The organism is Variovorax sp. GW821-FHT09B01 (assembly GCF_059418345.1).
The window spans coordinates 617,774-634,592 of the sequence record NZ_JBWKPQ010000002.1; the positions used below are offsets into that span (position 1 = coordinate 617,774).

The 16,819-nt window shown below is 73.3% G+C and carries 5 protein-coding genes; 1 reads left to right on the forward strand and 4 read right to left on the reverse strand.

Features of this window, described 5'->3' with window-relative positions:
• Positions 1 to 197: 197 nt before the first annotated feature.
• From AC07RV_RS09965 to AC07RV_RS09980, 4 genes are all read right to left on the reverse strand, one after another.
• A complete protein-coding gene (locus AC07RV_RS09965; protein ID WP_296787961.1) occupies positions 198 to 13,781 on the reverse strand; it encodes a filamentous hemagglutinin family protein in 13,584 nt (4,527 codons plus the stop codon).
• 146 nt (positions 13,782 to 13,927) lie between these two features.
• On the reverse strand, positions 13,928 to 14,893 hold the full coding sequence (locus AC07RV_RS09970; protein ID WP_296787958.1) for a FecR family protein: 966 nt from the start codon (positions 14,891 to 14,893) through the stop codon (positions 13,928 to 13,930).
• A 46-nt stretch (positions 14,894 to 14,939) separates the two neighbouring features.
• A complete protein-coding gene (locus AC07RV_RS09975; protein ID WP_093341874.1) occupies positions 14,940 to 15,500 on the reverse strand; it encodes an RNA polymerase sigma factor in 561 nt (186 codons plus the stop codon).
• A gap of 10 nt (positions 15,501 to 15,510) precedes the next feature.
• Positions 15,511 to 16,236, reverse strand: coding sequence for a secretin and TonB N-terminal domain-containing protein (locus tag AC07RV_RS09980; protein ID WP_296787953.1), 726 nt, complete (start codon positions 16,234 to 16,236; stop codon positions 15,511 to 15,513).
• Between the two features lie 212 nt (positions 16,237 to 16,448).
• Here AC07RV_RS09980 and AC07RV_RS09985 point away from each other — a divergent pair, with 212 nt between their 5' ends.
• The gene (locus tag AC07RV_RS09985) at positions 16,449 to 16,802 is read left to right on the forward strand and encodes a hypothetical protein (protein WP_296787950.1); all 354 of its coding nucleotides are present in this window, start codon (positions 16,449 to 16,451) and stop codon (positions 16,800 to 16,802) included.
• Positions 16,803 to 16,819: the final 17 nt, after the last annotated feature.

The following is a 16,819-nucleotide window of genomic DNA, read 5'->3' on the forward strand; positions in this document are numbered from 1 at the left end:
GTGGAGAGCCTTCATGTCGCCGCTGCGTACGTTTCCTAGACGCCCGGCAAGCGCGGCGACTGTCGTTTGTCACGAAAACTTCATCAAGAAAAGTCGGACGGGTCCTGCACGGGGCCGTCGCCGCACATAAGAAGAAGGGCCTCCACGCGGGAGGCCCTTCCTGGAATGACGCGGCGGATGCCGCGTGGTCCTTCGTGCTACTGCTTCAGATTGCGGCGCTCGCCCGGCGTCAGCGACTGCATCTGCGCGGTGCTCAGCGCGCCGGCGCCGAGCACCTGCACCACGCCCTTGGGGTCGTAGGCGGCGCCGGTGGTGCCGCGCTCGCGCGCGCCGCCGTTGCCGGCCGGCGCGCCTTCGGGCGCCTCGTTGCCGAAGCCCAGCACCCGCACCGTGAACACCGAGGGCAAGGCCTTCCTCGCCTCGGCGCGCTCGCGCTGCAGCGAGTCCTGCGCCGCGATGCCGGCCTGCGCGGCCGCCGCGCTGGCGTTCGAGAGCGCGCCGACGTTGACCGCCGCCACCACGGGGATGCCGGTGGACTTGCCCTGCACCTGGATGTTCTCGGCATTCACCACGTGCAGCGCCGCGAGGTTGACGTTGCCCGAGACGCGGATGCCGGCCTCGCCCGCGTCGATGGTGCCCAGCGGCGCGATCAGGTCGATGTCGCCCGGCGGGATCTCGGCGATCGGGTTCAGGGTGGCGATGCCCGCGCCGGTGGTCGGCGCGTTGGGCGACAGCGTGACGTTGCCCACGCCGTCGTAGACGCGCCGCTGCGGCGTGTAGACCACCGTGGTCTTGGCACCGCGCCCGGCGTTGATGTCGCCCTCGGCCGACCAGCCCAGGATGTTGCCGCCGAAGGTGGTGAAGATGCGGCTCTGGCCCATCAGGATGCTGCCGTGGGCGTAGATGTTGACGTCGCCCTCCCCCTGCGTCATCACGCCCGAGCCCGGCCCCGGCACGAAGCCGCCGTCCACGCCCACCAGCGTGCGTCCGCCCGGCGTCATCACGTGCACGTCGCCGCCGAACTGGGTGTGGATGCCGGCGTCGAGCACGTCGTAGAAGTTCACGTCGTAGCCCGGGCTGCCCAGCGCCTCCCACTCGGCCTTGGTGATGTAGGTCCTGCCCGGTGTCGGACGGTCCTTGCCGACGCCGTTGCTGACCACGTAGCCGTCGATGTAGATCGCGCTGCTGAACAGCGTGAGGTCGCCCTCGTAGCTGCGCGGGCGGCCTTCGGCATCGGTGTCGGGCAGCAGGGTGGCGATGGCCTCGCGGCCGCGCAGGTAGCTGCCGCGGCGCTTGCCGCCCTCCTCGTTGTATTCGCGGCCCGAGGCCTTGAGCTCGGCGTAGTAGACGTTGCGCAGGAAGGCGCGCTGCTGTTCGGCCGGCAGCGCCGCGAAGAAGGCGCGCGCATCCATGGTGGCGGCGTCGAAATGCAGGCCGAGGCGGTTGGCCCCGCCGAAGCGCTCCGTGAGCCAGTTGACCAGGTGCAGCCGGCTCTCGACCTTGTACTCGCGCGCCAGCGAGCGGTTGGCCGCGCTGTCGCCGCGCGAGAGCGCCTGCTGGCGCTCGCGGTCGAGCTCCACCTGCTTGCGCGCCAGGAAGGCCGGGGCGCCGGCCTCGTCGCCGTCGTAGCCGAATTCGCGCACGAGCCACTGCGCGAGCGACAGCGCGCCGTTGTAGACCGCCACGGCCTTGCCCGGCTGGTCGGCCAGCGGCTGGCCCGGATCGGCCAGGTTGGCCGGATCGAGGTAGCGCTTCGCGAAGGCCTGCCAGTCGGCGCCCGCGCCCATGCCGGCCGACACCGCCACGCTGGCGCCGCTGCTGCGGTCGCCGGGCTTCACGTCGACCACGGCGCCCAGTGTCTTGACCTCGCCGCGGTCGGCGAAGTACAGATCGCGCCCGGCCGTCACCTCGAGCAGGCCCGGGCCGGTGACGTAGAAGCTGCTGTGGCGGATGTCGCGGCCAGCCTCGACCACCGAGATGTCGTCGGCCAGGCCGTGCGAGATCAGGTTGCCGCGGCCCTCGCCGATGGTGTCCTTCTGGCCCAGGCGCGTGCCCGAGTCGGTGATGTCGCGGCCCGCGCGCACCGCCACCGGGATCGAGCCGTCGTAGCGCGTGCCTTCGCGGCCCAGGTGGCCCAGGCTCGCCATCTGGCCGAAGCGCAGGCCGACGATGTCGCCTTCCACCGCGTAGTAGCGCGCCGGCTCCTGGCCTGTCGCGGCATAGGCCGAGGTGGCCTGGCTCGCGAAGGTGAACAGCGGTGCGTTCGCATAGCGGCCGCTGGAATTCGCGAGCCAGTCGGTCCGCTCGTTGACCACCGACGGATGCAGGTTGTGCACCAGCGTCGGACTCAGGCCGTAGGGGCCGCCGCCGGTGTAGGCGATCAGTCCCATGAAGCCCGGACGGAACGGGCTGGTGAGCGCCGCCGGGTCGGCGGTCGACGCGGTGATCGCATAGCCGCTGGCCTGGATCGAGTCGCGCGCCAGCAGTTCGAGCACGCCCTTGCCGGTGACGTTGGTGTACTGCTCGCCCTGCGGCGCCGGCGAGAGCGTGAGGCCGAACTCGGTGCGCGTGAAGGCCGCGCCGTTGTTGGCCAGCAGGTTCGCGGTGCCCACGCCGTAGTAGAGGCTGCCGCTGGCCGCGACCGCGCGCAGGATCGACGGATAGAAATGGCCCTGGTAGGTCGCGCCGACGTTGGTGTCGCGGCGCGCGTTCACCACGTCCTCGGCCACGGCGCCCTCGCCCCAGGCGGTGGTCGGCGTGAGGTTGCCGCCGGCGCTGAACAGGTCCACGCCGGTGGCCGGGGTCCACAGCGAGAACCAGCTGTAGCCCTGGCCCGTGTATTCCTTGCCCTGGTAGCCGAACGGCGTGGCGTTGAGCAGCTTGGTGCGGCCCGCGTCGGCCACGCCGCCGAGCACCAGGTCGCCGCGCGCGTCCAGCCGCGCCGCCGAGTCGCCGAGCACCAGCACCGGTCCGCCGCTGGCCCCGGCGCGGCCGGCGCTGTAGGGATCGCCGCCGCGCGAGTCGAGCTGGTCGCGCGTGCCCACGCCCACGTCGATGCCGCCGATGGCGCCGGCCTGCACGCGCAGCGCGCCGCGCAGGTTGACCAGCGTGCTGTTGAGGTCGTGCTCGTTCCTGCGCAGCGTCGCGTTCGGGTTCAGGGTGCCGCCGATGCGCAGGTCGAGGTCGCCGCCGCCCGTGAGCACGAGCTCGCCGCCGGGCGTCATGCGGCCGGTGCTGGCCACGGCCAGGTGCAGGCCTTCGCTGCGCGGCACCCGGGTGGTGTAGCTGCGCAGCGGACCGTCGTTGAAGTAGACCTCGCCGCGCGGACCGATCATGCCGGCGTCGCGCCCGGCCTCCACCACCAGGTTGCCACCGCCCAGCGTGCCGAAGCCGGTGAAGCCCACGAGGTAGGGGTCGTTGGTGTAGCTGTTGCCCCCGTACGGGTAGTACTCGCCGTTCGCGCCCACCACGTAGGTGCCGAAGTTGATCCACCAGGCCGCGGGCCGCGCGTCGGCGCCGGTCGCGACGCTGCCGCTGCCCTGGCGCCAGAGCCAGGTGCCGGTGGCGGTCGAGCCGATCTGGCCGCGCATCTCGGACAGCTCGAAGCCCTGGCGCGGGCTGCCGCCGCTGCCGACCAGGTCGCCGCGCAGGTCGCCGCCGGCGCGCAGCAGCAGGTTGCCGCCCTGCTCCGGATACCAGGCCGCGTAGAGGCTGCGCGCACCGCCGTCGATCAGGTGCTCGTAGGGCTTGCCTTCGATGGGGAACAGGATCGAGCCGTCCTTGAGCAGGCCGCGGGCCTGGTCGTAGAGCCGGTCGGCCGCGCCGCCCACGCCGGGCGCGGTGGCGGTGCCGGCCGTGTAGACGCCGTAGGGCGAGCGCAGCGTGAGGTCGCCGCCCGAGACCAGGTCGAGGTCGCCGGTGCCGGTGCGCAGCACGCTGAACAGCTGCTCGCGCGCCGGGTGGTAGGCCGCGACGCGGTCCGGCGGCACGGCCGGCTTGTCGACGGTGGCGTATTGGCCGTAGCCGAAGTCGTTCATCTCGCCGGGGTCGCTGCTGACCAGGCCGATCATCTGGAGCTCCTCGACCTGCTCGGGCGTGATGGGCGTGCCCGGAACGATCTGGAAGCTCAGCACGTACTCGCCGAAGAAGTCGATCACCAGCTTCTCGCCCGCGTCCGGTCCCCAGAAGTAGGTGGCCGGCGAGCCCGTGCCCGGCACGTCGCTGACCTTCGCGCCGAGGCCGAAATGGGTGTCGGCCAGCTGCAGCCGGCCCGTGGCGTGCGGCTGCGCGAGGCGCGTGTCGGCCGCGCCGAGGTCGGCGCCGGCCACGAGGCGCAGGTCCCACGACAGCGAGCCCGCGGGCAGCATCGGCGCCAGCGCCCAGGTACGGCCCTGGTTGCCGTCGGCATCGGCGGGCCGCAGGTTGATCATCTCGACGCCGCCCGGCAGCTTGACCTGGGTTTCCGAGGGCACCACCGCGCCCTTGGCCAGCGCGAGCGGGCGCGACAGCGACATGCCCACCGGCAGCGGCACGCCCGCGGGCCAGATGCCCGCGGCCATGCGCACCGCGGCCGGCAGGCGGAAGCCCGCGGCCAGGCGCGTGCCGGCCGGCAGCGTCACGGGCTCGCCCAGCACCGAGCCGGCCGCGTGCAGCAGCTTGCCCGCGGCGTCGCGCACGTCCGCGCCGAGCACCAGGCCCGCGGGCACGGTCAGCGGCTGGTCGAGCACCATCGCCCCCGGCAGTTGCGTGCCCGAGGGCAGCGTCACGGCGGCGGCCGGCAGATCGAAGTTGAGCGTGCGGCCCTGCTCGAAGCCGGTGCCGGTGTCGAGCGTGACCAGGCCGCCGTGCGGGATCACGAGGTCGCCGCCGAAGGGGATCCGGCCGCTCGGCAGGATCCAGCCCTTGTCGTCGGGCGTGGCGCCGCGCACCAGGCGCGAGCCGTCGAAGCCGTCGTTGATGCTGCCGAAGACCTCGAGGTTGCCCGGGGCGCGGATCACCAGCGCGCCCGGTTCGCCCGAGCCGTAGGCCAGGGTCTTCTGCGTGCGCGGGTTCACGCTCGCGTAGCGGTGGCCCGAGAGGTCGATGTCGCCGTCCACGTGCAGGTCGCCGTCGGGGTTGATCGCGGCGTCGGTCACGATCTGCACGCCGGGGCGCAGGTGGAAGCGCTCGCCCTGCGCGCGCAGGCCCGCGAGGCGGCCGTTCATCAGCGCGCCGTTGCGCAGCGCGGCCTCGATGAAGGTCTCGCTCTGGCCGTGCAGGCGGTCGAGGTAGGCCTGGTCGATGACCTGGTAGGTACGGCCGTCGACGCTGGTGTCCGTGCCCTTCGCGGCGCTCTTGTCGGTGACGAAGGCATTGACCGCGACCGACTTCGCGCCCTGGATCACGATGCTGCCCGCGGCCTCGATGGCCACGTCGTCGGCGCCGCGGCGCGGTGCGTTGAGCGCCACCGTGCCGTAGTCCTTCGCGGCGCCGGCCACGCGCAGGTCCATGCGCGCGCCGCTGGCGATCGAGAGCGTGCCGCTGCCGGCATCGAGCTCGATGACCGCGCGGTTGGGCGCGTCGATCGCCTGGCCGTAGCTGTCGCGCCGCAGCACGCTGGCGCTGGCATCGAGCACCGCCGTGCCCGCGAGCGACACGCCGTCGCGCGCGGCCAGCCGGATGCTGCCGGCCTGCTCGCCGCTGGCGTCGATGCGGCCCGCGACCGTGAGCCGGCCGCCGTCGACCGAGAGGTTGATCTCGCGCGCCTTGAGCTCGTCGCCGACCACGAGGTCGCCGCGCTTGAGCTGGAAGCTGCGCACGCCGAAGGCGCCGCCCTCGTTGAGGCGCGCGTTGAGGCCCTGGAAGTCGGCGATGGTCTGCGCGCGCAGCTCGATGTCGCCGGCCGCGTAAGGCACCAGCGTGCCGCCCGCGTCGTAGGCGCCGCTGCTGCCGGCCGCGATGGCACCGCGCAGGTCGATCGTGCCCGCGCCGGCATCGAGCGCCAAGGCATCGAGGCGGCCCGCGCGGTTGTTGCGCGCCGACAGGTCGATGCGCGCGCCCGCCGCCTGCGCGATGTTGCCGCCGCGGCTTTCGAGCACCAGGTCGCCGCCCCAGCCGTACTTGCTGACGTCGAAGAAATCGACGCGCCGGCCCGCGAGGTCGAGCATCGAACGCTCGCCCAGCAGCAGGTCGCCCTGCGCGACCAGGCTCAGCTTGCCGCTGGGCAGCAGCACCGCGGTGTCGAAACGCAGCTGCCCGCCCGCGTCGAGCCGCAGCTCGGCGCCCAGCGCCTCGGGCGCCACCGCGCCGACCGCCGGTGCCAGCGCGCCCTCGGGCGCCGTCACCGCGATGCGGCCGCCCGCGCGGATGTCGTTGACCGAGCCGGCCTTGCCGGTCATCAGCGGCGTGCTGATCAGCAGCTCGCCGCCGCTGCGGTCGAAGGCCTTGGTGCTGTCGTTCCAGGCACCCTGCGACTGGTAGACGCCGAGGCTGCCGCGGTGGTTGGCCGTGATGCGTTCGCTGGCGTTCAGCGCCACCGTGCCGAAGCCCAAGGTCAGGCGGTCGTGCGAGATCACCGACTTGGGCTGGGTCTGGGCCGCGTAGCCGAACACGATCTCGCGCGCATCCACCTCGAGCCGGCCGCTGCCGGTGCCGGCGCCGCCGCTCATCACGCCGCCGGCCGGCGAGGCCGAGCCGTTCCACACCAGCGTGTCGGTCTCGATGCGCGCCACGTCGCCGGCGCCGCCATGGCCGTAGATGGCCGGCGTGGTCAGCACCAGTTGCGCCAGCGAGGGCTGGCCGTTGGCGGACGACAGCGTCGACAGCCGCACCGATTCGTAGAAGTTGACCGAGTCGCGCGCGGTCAGCACCAGGTTCTCGAGCGCCGGCGCGCCGGTGCTGGTGTCGCCGCGCAGCAGGCGGTCGAGCACCTGCTGGTTGAGCGTCATGCCCGCCGGCAGCGCACCGCCCGCGCGGGCGCGCTCCAGCGCCTCGGCGCTGCCGACGTTGATGCCGCCCACGGCCAGCACCAGATTGCGCGCGCCGTAGCGCACCGAGTCGCCGAGCTCGAAGGCGCGGTCGGTCGCGGCCGTGATCGTGCCCTCGGCATAGAGGGTGGTGGTGCCGCCGCAGCGCACGCTGCCGCCGCACACGCCGATGCGGATCGGCCCCTGGCCGTAGCGGGTGTCGGTGCTCAGGCTCGGGGCCAGCATGTCGAGCCAGCCGTTGGAGACCGCGAGCACCGACACATCGCCGGGCTTGAAGACGTAGCCGGCCTTCGAGTCCCAGGAGACCGGGCCGCGGCGCAGCGTGTCGATGGCCGCGCCCTGCTCGAGCACGATGCCGCCGTCGCGCTGGCCCGCGACCAGGAACACCTGCGGCGCCGACAGCACGGCGCCTTCGCGCAGCACGATGCCGCTGGCGGCCTGGTAGGCCGTGCCGAAGCCCGCAAGGTACGAGGACTGGGTGTTGCGCTCCGACTCGAAGCGCGACTGCGGCGCACCGCCGATCGCCATGGTGCCCGCGCCGATGCCGTTGAGCATGCCGGCGTCGAGCGTGACGCCGGTGAAGCCCTCGGTGGGCCCCTTGCCCGCGGCCACGATCTCGAACATGCGCGTGCTGCCGCTCACCACCAGCTCGCTGCCGAAGCCGCCCGGCGCGGCCGCGTGCCGCACCGTGCCTTCGGCGATGCGGATGCCGCGGTCCTCCATCGGCTTGATGCCCGGGGTCAGCGTCAGCCGGCCCGCGTCGCGTTCCAGGCGCGGGCGCGGCACGCCGTCGCGCGCGGCCCAGTCGAGGCCGAACTGGGCATAGCTGGTCTCGTTGTACTGGGAGTAGGTGCGCAGCAGGTCGGCCGGCGTCACCACCAGCTGCGTGGTCAGCGCGTCGAGGATGCCGGTGTTGGCGACACTGACCCGGCCCGCGGTGCTGAAGGAGCCGTTGCGCATCGCCTGCGTGGCGCCGAAGGCCGCCTGGCCGCTCGCCAGTCCGTTGAGCTCGACGCGGAAGGCGCCCGGCAGCAGCGCGTAGGTCGAGGGCAGCAGCGTGTAGGTGCCCGGCGGCAGGCCCGGCACGCCCGCGCCGATGGTGACCTGGCGCCCGACCATCGGGTCGCCCGCGCCCTTCTCGGGCGCGATCGGCGCGGCACCGGGCTGCGCGCCCGGCACGATGGCGTAGACCGGGTTGGTCGCGAGGCCCGGCAGCACGAAGGCCGCGCGGCCGGTGCCGCTCTGCACCAGCGGGTTGAGCCGCGCGTCGGTGGAGCCGCCGCGGCCCGAGAGGAAGGCCGCGCCGGTCAGCGTGCCGCCGCCCGACAGGTCGATGAGCGCCCCGCCCTGCACGTCGATGCGCTCGCCGAGCAGCGTGACGCCGCCGAAGGCCGACGCCGAGCCGCCGATGCCCACGTAGCCGGCGTCGAGGCCGTTGTGGACATAGGTCAGGCCGTCCTTGGTGCCGCCGTAGGGCATGGCCAGGCCGGCGCCGCTGGTCGAGGTGATGCTGCCGGCGCGCAGCAGCACCGTGGAGGCGAGGTCCTCGGCCTGGCCCTCGGGACGGCCCAGCGTCACGCTGCCCAGCGGCGCGCGCACCACGCCGCCCTGGTCGACGTTGGCCGACATCAGCAGCAGGGAGCCGAAGGCCGAGTACGGCACGGCGGGTTCGCCCTCGCCGATGCGCTCCACGCGCAGGCTGCGCGTCGGGTCGTAGAGGTTCTTGTAGTTGCCCCAGGTATCGAACTCGCCCCTCTTGCCGGCACGGATCTCGGCGCGCGCGCCGGTGGCCGGATAGATCTGGCTGGCCGCGAGCACCAGGTCGCCCGCGGTCTCGAGCGAGGTGCGGTCGCGCACCAGCGAGGCCTGCAGCCGCAGGTCGCCCTGGCTGCGCAGTTCGAGGCGCTCGAAGCCGTCGCGCTCGACCTGCACGTTGCCCTCGAGCTCGGGCTGGGCGCCCGCGGTGCCGAAGGCCACGGTCTCGATCACGTCGAGCACCGAGGACTCGATGCGCAGGCCCGAGCCGGCGGCCAGCCGCGGCACGCGCGGATTGACCGGGATCGGCAGGATGTACCTGTCGCGGCCCAGGCCGGTGTTGCCCCCGAGGCGCACGTAGGGCGCCGCCAGCAGCACCTGCGAGCCGTCGCCCGAGCCCTGCGCGAGGCTGAAGCTGCCCGAGGTCATGCGCAGGGCCTGGCCGAGCCGCAGGTTCACGCCGTCCTCGAAGCTGATCACGCCGTTGACCAGCAGCGAGAGGCTGTCGAAGCCGCCGGCCTCGATGCGGTCGACGCCGATGCGCGCACGGCCGTAGGCGAGCGCGGCATCGGCCTGGCCCGGGCGCAGGTCGGCGCGCAGCGAGTCGGGGCCCTGCTGCGCACCCACCTTGATCTCGCGCAGCGAACGCACGCGCGCGTCGGGCGCGTTGGCCTCGGGATAGGCCGGCGCCTCCAGCGTCAGCCCCAGCGTGCCGCCGGCCGCGCCCGCGCCACCCGCCGCGGCGTGCAGCGTGCCGTCGATGAACAGGCCGTTGAAGCTGCTCAGGTAGATCAGGCCGCCGTCGGAGGCGACCGCCGTGGCGCCGGCCAGCGGCAGGTCCAGCGTCGCGCTGGTGCCCGAGGCCTCGAGCCGCGCGCCGGGGCGCACCACGATGAAGTTGTCGGCGCCCACCGTGCTGGTGGCGCTGGCGTTGTAGCGCCCGCCGATCTGGATGCTGCCGCCGTCGCCGACCAGGCCGTAGCGCCGGCCGCGCAGGTCGGTCGCGATGCGGGCCTCGCCCGACACGTCGAGCACCGCGTGGTCGTCGAGCCAGATCGAGCGGTCATGGCCCTTGGACGAGGCGCCGTCGGAGCCATAGCCGAAGGTCTGCAGCTCGATGCGCCCGCCCGCCGCGCGCAGCGTGCCGTCGATGGTGAGCTGCCCGTTGCCGACGAGCGTGATGGCGCGGCCGGCATCGACCTGCACCCGCGCGTCGCGGCCCACGTCCAGCGGGGCCAGCGAGCCGTAGCCCCAGCCGGCCGTGAGCTGCAGGTCGGCGCCCTGGCGCTGCGTCAGCAGGCCCTTGGCCGCGTTCTCGGTGTACTCGGGCGGCAGCCAGGTCTGGAACACGCCGGCGGTGTCGGCGCCCGTGGGCAGGCTGCGCGCGGCGGTGGTGTCGGCGCGCTGCACCGGCATCTCCACGCGCAGCGCGGCGCCCGGTGCGACCGCGAGGCCCTGGTGGCCGATGAGCTCGTAGCGCGAGAAGCCCGTGCGCAGCAGTTCGCCATCGAGATGCAGCACGCGGCCGACCGCCACGTCGCGGTCGAAGCGCGCGCCCACGGCGATGCGCGTGCCGGCCGCGAACTCGAGGTCGCGCGGCGCCGCGGTGCCGGCCGGGAGCATGGCCGCGGTCGGCTGGATGCCCATGCCCTGCGGGAACACCTCGGGCGACACCACGTAGCGGCTCGGGAAGCCGCTGCCGGACTGGTTCGCGAGGCCGATGATCACCGTGCCGGCCGGCAGCGTCGGCACCTGGCTCCACGAATAGATCGAGTAGGACTGGCCGGCCGCTGTCTGCAGCACGTAGCTGTCGTTGTTGCCGATGGGCTTCGGCGGGGTCCAGCTCGCGGCCAGCGTCAGGTGGGTCTCGGGCCGCGCGCGGTCCACCCGCGGCGCCGCGCCCAGTGCCTCGCCGGGCTGGGCGCGCGTGCGCATGTAGCTGAAGTCGGCCGGCAGCGTGGCGCCGGCCTTCACCACGAAGCCCTCGCTCGCGATCAGGTCGATCGGCGCGACCTCGCCCGCGGCCAGCACGCCGCGGCCGCCCGCGATCTCGCCGCCGATCACCACCGCGCCGCCCGACTGCAGCCGCAGCGTGCCGCCGCCCTTCATGCCCTGGCTGCGCAGCGCGCCGCCGAGCACCAGTTCGCCGACCGGCTGGCCCGCGGTGCCGGCCTGGTAGGCATTGGCGGCCAGCGCGATGTCGCCGCCGCGGCCGCCCTGCACGCTGTGGTCGGCGCGGTAGATGGCGCCGGCCGAGGTGTCGAGCACCGCGCCCTGCGACAGCACCACGTCGCCGCTGGACTGCACGCGGATGCTGCCGCCCGCCACGAAAGGCACGCCCGCCGTGCCCGCGCGGTCGAGCGCGAGGTTGGACCACAGGCCGCGCGCATCGAGCAGCACGTTGTCGGCGATCTTCACGCCGGCCGCGAGCTCGGGCTTGAGCGGCGCCGCGAGGCGGTCGACCCAGCCGAGGCTGGCGCTCCACTTCTGGAACACGTTGCCCAGCGCGATGCTGCCGCCGCGCGCTTCGAGTCCCGCGTCGACCTGCACCTGCGTGGCATGCAGCGCGATGTCGCCGCCAGGCGCCACCCGCACCGCCTCGCGCACCGCGATGCTGTCGGTGGCATGCAGGCGCAGCGCGCCGAGCTCGAGCGCGTCGAGCCAGCCGGCGTCGAGGTGGAGGTCCAGCCCCTCCTCGGCCGCGCCGCCGATGGCGATGCGCTGCGCCACCGCGTCCTCCATGTAGCGCAGGCCCTCGGTCGCCTTGTCGTAGATCGGCGTCTGCTTGCCGACGATCAGCTGTCCGCGCAGCGCCACCGCGGTCTGGGCCTGGCGGTAGCCGTCGAAGGACTTGTCGCGCGCCTGCGTCTGGCCCTGGCCCTGGAAGGCGCTGGTGTCGATGTCGCCCTCGAGCGTCGCCTTGGCCGTGCCCACCACGAGGCGGCCCGCGTCGCGGCCCACCGTGTAGCCGTTCTCGAGCCGTTCCTTGGCGCCGATCAGCGGGTTGTAGAAGGCGTCGGTCACGCCCCAGCGCTTGTGCTCCGATTCGAAGCCCTTGTAGAGGCCGGTGTAGAGCAGGTCGCCGGGCGCGCGCGAGGCTTCGTAGAGCCGGCCGTCCGAGCCCTTGAGCCAGGTCTGGCGGATCTTGCCGGTCTGCACGTCGAGCGTGCCGCCCGCGAGGTTGATGCTCGAGCCCTTGTCCGTGCGCAGCTCGCCGCCGCCGAACTGCACCGTGCCGCCCTGCGCCGACCATTCGCCGATGCCGTGGCCCGCGATGCCGAGGTAGCCACCGACCTCGAGCAGGCCGCCGGCCGTGTACCAGCGGTCGGTCTCGTAGCCGTTGGTGCCCGCGGGCACGCGCACCAGGTAGCGCCGGTCGAGCCAGATGTTGTTGTTGAACAGCGCGCGGCCGTCGCGGTTGCGCGGCGCATCGCGCTGCTCGTTGCCCTGCACGTTGATCTCGACGTTGTTGGCCTCCATCGCCACGCGCACGCCGACCGCGCCCGCCACGTCGATGCGCGCGCCCTCGCGCACGCTGCTGCGCTTGGCATCGACCAGCACCTGGCCGCCGGTGGCCAGTGTGAGCGAGTCGCCGAGGAACTCGACCTCGCCGCCGCTGGCGATGCGCACCAGCGACTGGTCGCGCCGGTGCGCCACGCCGTCGCCGGCCTTGTCCGAGTCCTTGATCATCGCGTTGCGCTGCACGTCGAGCGCGGTGGTCGCGCTCTCGTCGAGCAGGATCGCCGTCACGCTGCCGGTCTCGAGCGTCACCTTGCCCGCGGCATCGGCCGTGTCGTTGAGCAGGTGCACCGTGCCGCGCGTGTGGACCGAGGTGGTCGACACCGCCACGCCCTGCTGGCGCACGTCGCGGCCCGTGAGCGTGATGTCGCCCTGCTCCGCCTGCAGCAGCCCGGTGTTGCGCACCAGCCCGGCGGCGCTGCCCTCGAGGCGCAGCGGCGTGATGGTGTTGCCGCGCGTGGTCGAGGCCTGGTTCTCGTCGGTGCCCAGGCCCTTGCGGATCACGAAGGCATCGCCCGCGGCCAGCATGACCTGGCCGTTGGGCGTGCTGATCTGGCCGTGGTTGTGCGCCTCGCGGCCGGCCAGCAGCACGTAGCCGCCGGCCTCGGTCACCGTCTCGGGGCGGCGCGTCGCGATGCGCGCGCCGGCCTCGACCACCACGTCGCCCGTGGCCGCGCCATGGCTGAAGCTGTTGGCCGTGGTCTGCAGGTCGTTGGCCAGGCTCGGGATGAACTTCGTGCCCTGGCCCTCGCTGTAGAGCCCCTTCTTGAACTGCGCATCGCTCATGCCGACGGCCGAGGCCACCAGGTTGCGCGTGTCGACCTGGCTGCTGCCGCTGAACACGATGCCGTTGCGGTTGACCACCATCACCGTGCCGTCGGCCTGGATCCGGCCCTGGATCTGCGAGGGCCGCGCCTGCGGATCGTTGACCCGGTTGAGCACGGCCCAGCTCGGCTGCTGCTCGAACTTCAGCGTGGTGTTGCGCCCCACGTTGAAGGTCTCCCAGTTGAGGATCGCCTGCGGCGCGGTCTGCGCGATCGTCACCTGCGTCTGGCCGCCGTTGTGCGATTCCACCGGCGCGTTGGCATTGGCCCAGCCTGCCGTGAGGCTGGCCGTGTCCACGCGCAGGCCGCCCTCGGCCAGGCCGTCGGGCACGCCCTGGCCGCTGGCGATGGCCGTACGCCGCGCCGCTTCCTGCGCGGCCTGTTGCGCCGCGATGCCGCGCGCCGCGAGGTTCAGGTTGCCGATCGAGCGCTGCAGCTGCTCGCCCGCGCGCTCCTGCTGGGCCTGCGGGCTCACCAGCGCCGAGGCCGGCATGCCGTTGGGCAGCCGGCCGGTGGCCAGCGCGGTGCTCTGTGCCATGTTCTTCTGCGCCATCCAGCCGGCGCTGAAGGCGCGCTGCGCATGCGCGGCGGGCACCGTGGCGCCCGCGGCCAGCATCAGCGCGATGGCATGCACCAGCGGCCGCAGCCGGATCTGGGGAGTGAAGGAAAAGGGGCTGCTCTCGTTGCGCCGGGACACCGTGCTGCTGCTGCGTTGCATGCGGACTTCCATGGGTTCGTGTTGCGTTGCTCGATCGATGCCGCGAGGCCCGCGGCCTCGTGGTCTACCGAGCTATGACAGCGAAGCCACGGCGCGACTGCACCATGTCACGAAAACTTCACGAACGGCCCGCGCCACCCCGGCGTTCAGGCGCTGGCCAGGCCCAGCAGCACGATGCCGCCCGGCAGTTGCGTGAGCTCGGCGCCATAGACGTCGCGCACCAGGAAGGCCACGTCGTCGAGCCGGTCGATCGAGAAGCTGGCCTGCACCCTGGTGCGCCCCAGCGCCGCGTTGGTGATCACCAGCCGGCCATGGCGGTAGCGGTTGACCTCGGCCACCACCTCCGACAGCGGCACCCGGTCGAACACCAGCTGGCGCCGGCGCCAGGCGCTGACCGCGCCGGTATCGACCGCCGCGACCGCGCCCAGGCCGGCCGCGCTCCAGCGCAGCTGCCGCCCCTCGTCGAGCCGCACGCGCTGCGTGCCGCGCGCCACCTCGACCTGGCCCGACAGGCAGGTCAGGCAGACCTCGCCGTCGAGGTTGCGGATATTGAAGCGCGCGCGCTGCGCCGACACCGTGCCGCCCGCGGCCGTGACCGTGAAGCGCGCCGAGCCCGAGGCCTCGTTGGCGAACTCGGCCTCGCCGGCCACGAGTTCGACGCTGTCGCCCCCGCCGCCATCGCCCGCCGCGCGGCGCAGGTTCACGCGCGTGCGCGTGTTGAGCTGCAGCACCACGCCGCCGGCCACGTGCACCTCGCGCTGCTCGCCGGTCGCGGTGCTGTAGTCGGCGTTCCAGTCGGTCACCGGCGACCAGAGCCCAAGCGGCGGCGACACCGCGAGGTAGGCGACCGAGGCCGCCACCGCGCCGCCGAGCCAGGCGCGGCGGCCCGGCATCGGCGGCAGCCGGTGGCGCGCCGCGCGTTCTTCCTGCCGGCGCAGCTGCAGGCCGGCCGGCGCCATCGCGCGCCAGACCTCGCGCGCCTGCGCGAAGGCCTGCGCATGCGCGCGGCTGCGCGCGCACCAGGCCTTGAAGGCGCGCGCGTCGTCCTCGTTCGCCTGGCCGGAGGCCAGACGCACCGCCCAGGCCTGGGCTTCGCGTTGCAGGGTCTTCATCGCGTCGGGATCTCCGGGTTCGTCGAAGGGCGCGGCTTCATCGTTTTCAGCCTTCATCTTGCTTCGACTGTTTTCCGGCGCCAGGACCGAAGCGCTGGATGAAATCCCGGCCCAATCGCTCGCAGCAATGCTCGAGGCCGGCGCGCAATTCCTTCTCGACCGTGCGCACCGAGACGCCGTAGCGCGTCGCGATGTCCTTGTGCGGCATCTCGTCCACGCGCGCGGCCAGCACGATCGCCTTGCGCCGGCGCGGCAGCTCGGCCAGCGCGCGTTCGAGCGCCGCGAGCTGGTCGCGCGCCTCGGCGCCGCGCGCCGGGTCGGCCATCTCGTCGGCCATGTCGTAGAGCGCCTCGACCTCGCCCACGCTCAGCAGGCGCGCGTTGCTCTTGCGCTGGTCCTCGGCCACGTTGAGCGCGATACGGAACAGGTAGGCCGAGGGATAGCGCACCTCGCTGCGCACCGTGCTGTTCTCCACCCGCAGGTAGGCTTCCTGCAGCGCGTCGTTGGCCAGGTCCTCCGAGCCCAGCCGCATGTGCAGGTGCTTCCTGAACTGGGCGTAGCGCGCGAGGAACAGCGTCCGCAGTGCGGCCTTGAAGCGGTCGGGCATCGCCGCTCCCTCAGCCCGCGCGCGACCGATGGGGCCGGCAATCGCGCGCCGGGTCGGTGCGCGGGGTCAGCAGGATCGTGAGCGGCTGCGGCAGCGCGGGCGGCGGCGCGTCCAGGGCCAGGTCGCGCAGGCTGCGCAGCACGCGCGCATCGCGCTCGCGCTGGCCGCTGCCTTCGAGCACCCGGATGTCGCGCACCGCCCCGTCGGCGTCGATCCACAGCTGCACGCCGAGCCGGTAGCGGCCGAAGGCATCGGGCTGCGCGATGCACAGCACGCGCGTGATCGAGGATTGCAAGGCGGCCGCGTAGTCGCGCAGGTCGGCGGCGGCTTCGTCGCTGCGGCCGCTGCCCTCGTCGCGCGAGGCCACGGGAGCGCTCGCCTCGGCCACCGATTCGGGCACCAGCGTGAACGACTGTTCGCCGACATAGCGCGCCACCAGGCCGGATCCCACCAGCAACTGCCGCAGCGCATCGCGCGGCGCGAGCCGGCCCTGCACCGACGAGGCCGTGCGGCCCTCCGCCAGGCTGCTGCTGACCAGCACCGAATGGCCGGTGATGCGCGCGAATTCGGCCAGCGCATCCTGCAGCGGCTGCGCCTGCATGTCGAAGTTCAGCGCGCCGGCCCCCTCGCGCGGACCGGGCAGTTGCGCGTGGGCGAAGCGCGCGCCCATCATCAGCAGCACGACGAGGCACCAGGACAGCGACAGGGCACTGCCCGAGGCGGAAGCACGTGTCATGAGGCGGAGGAGAGAGGCAAGGAAGTGCTGCGGGGAGAAAGTGGGGGCGCGACCGTCCGCCTCGCGGCCTGGCTAGATGTTCGCGGCCTGAGGCTATTCGGCTGACATGACCGACCCATGACAGGTGCCGGACTCCCGAGTTCGCGACACCGCCGCGACTTGTTTCCGGCCTACACTGGCGCGTTTTTTTCTTCCAGGGATCGGAGACTTCGATGCGCGCAGCCTGTGGATGGATCGCGATGCTGGCCGCCCTCGGCAGCCTGGGCGCCATGGCGCAGGAAGCCGCCCCGGCCAATCCCTGCATGGAAGTGACGGTGAACGGCGAGCGCGCCCCCTCCTACGACTGCCTGACGCAGAAGATGCGCCCGCCCGCGTCGGCGCCGCGCGACACCGACGGCACGCCCCAGCTGGCCTCGGAAGCGATCGCCAACCGGCCCTCGAACCAGCTCGGCCTGTTCAACCGCGCGGCCACCAGCACCCGCATGGGCAATACCTTCGGCACCTCGGTGTATCCGCAGCGGCCGCCGACGGTGGCGCCGGTGTCGCCGTTGATGCCGGGGCGTTGAGGGAACGAGGCCGCGCC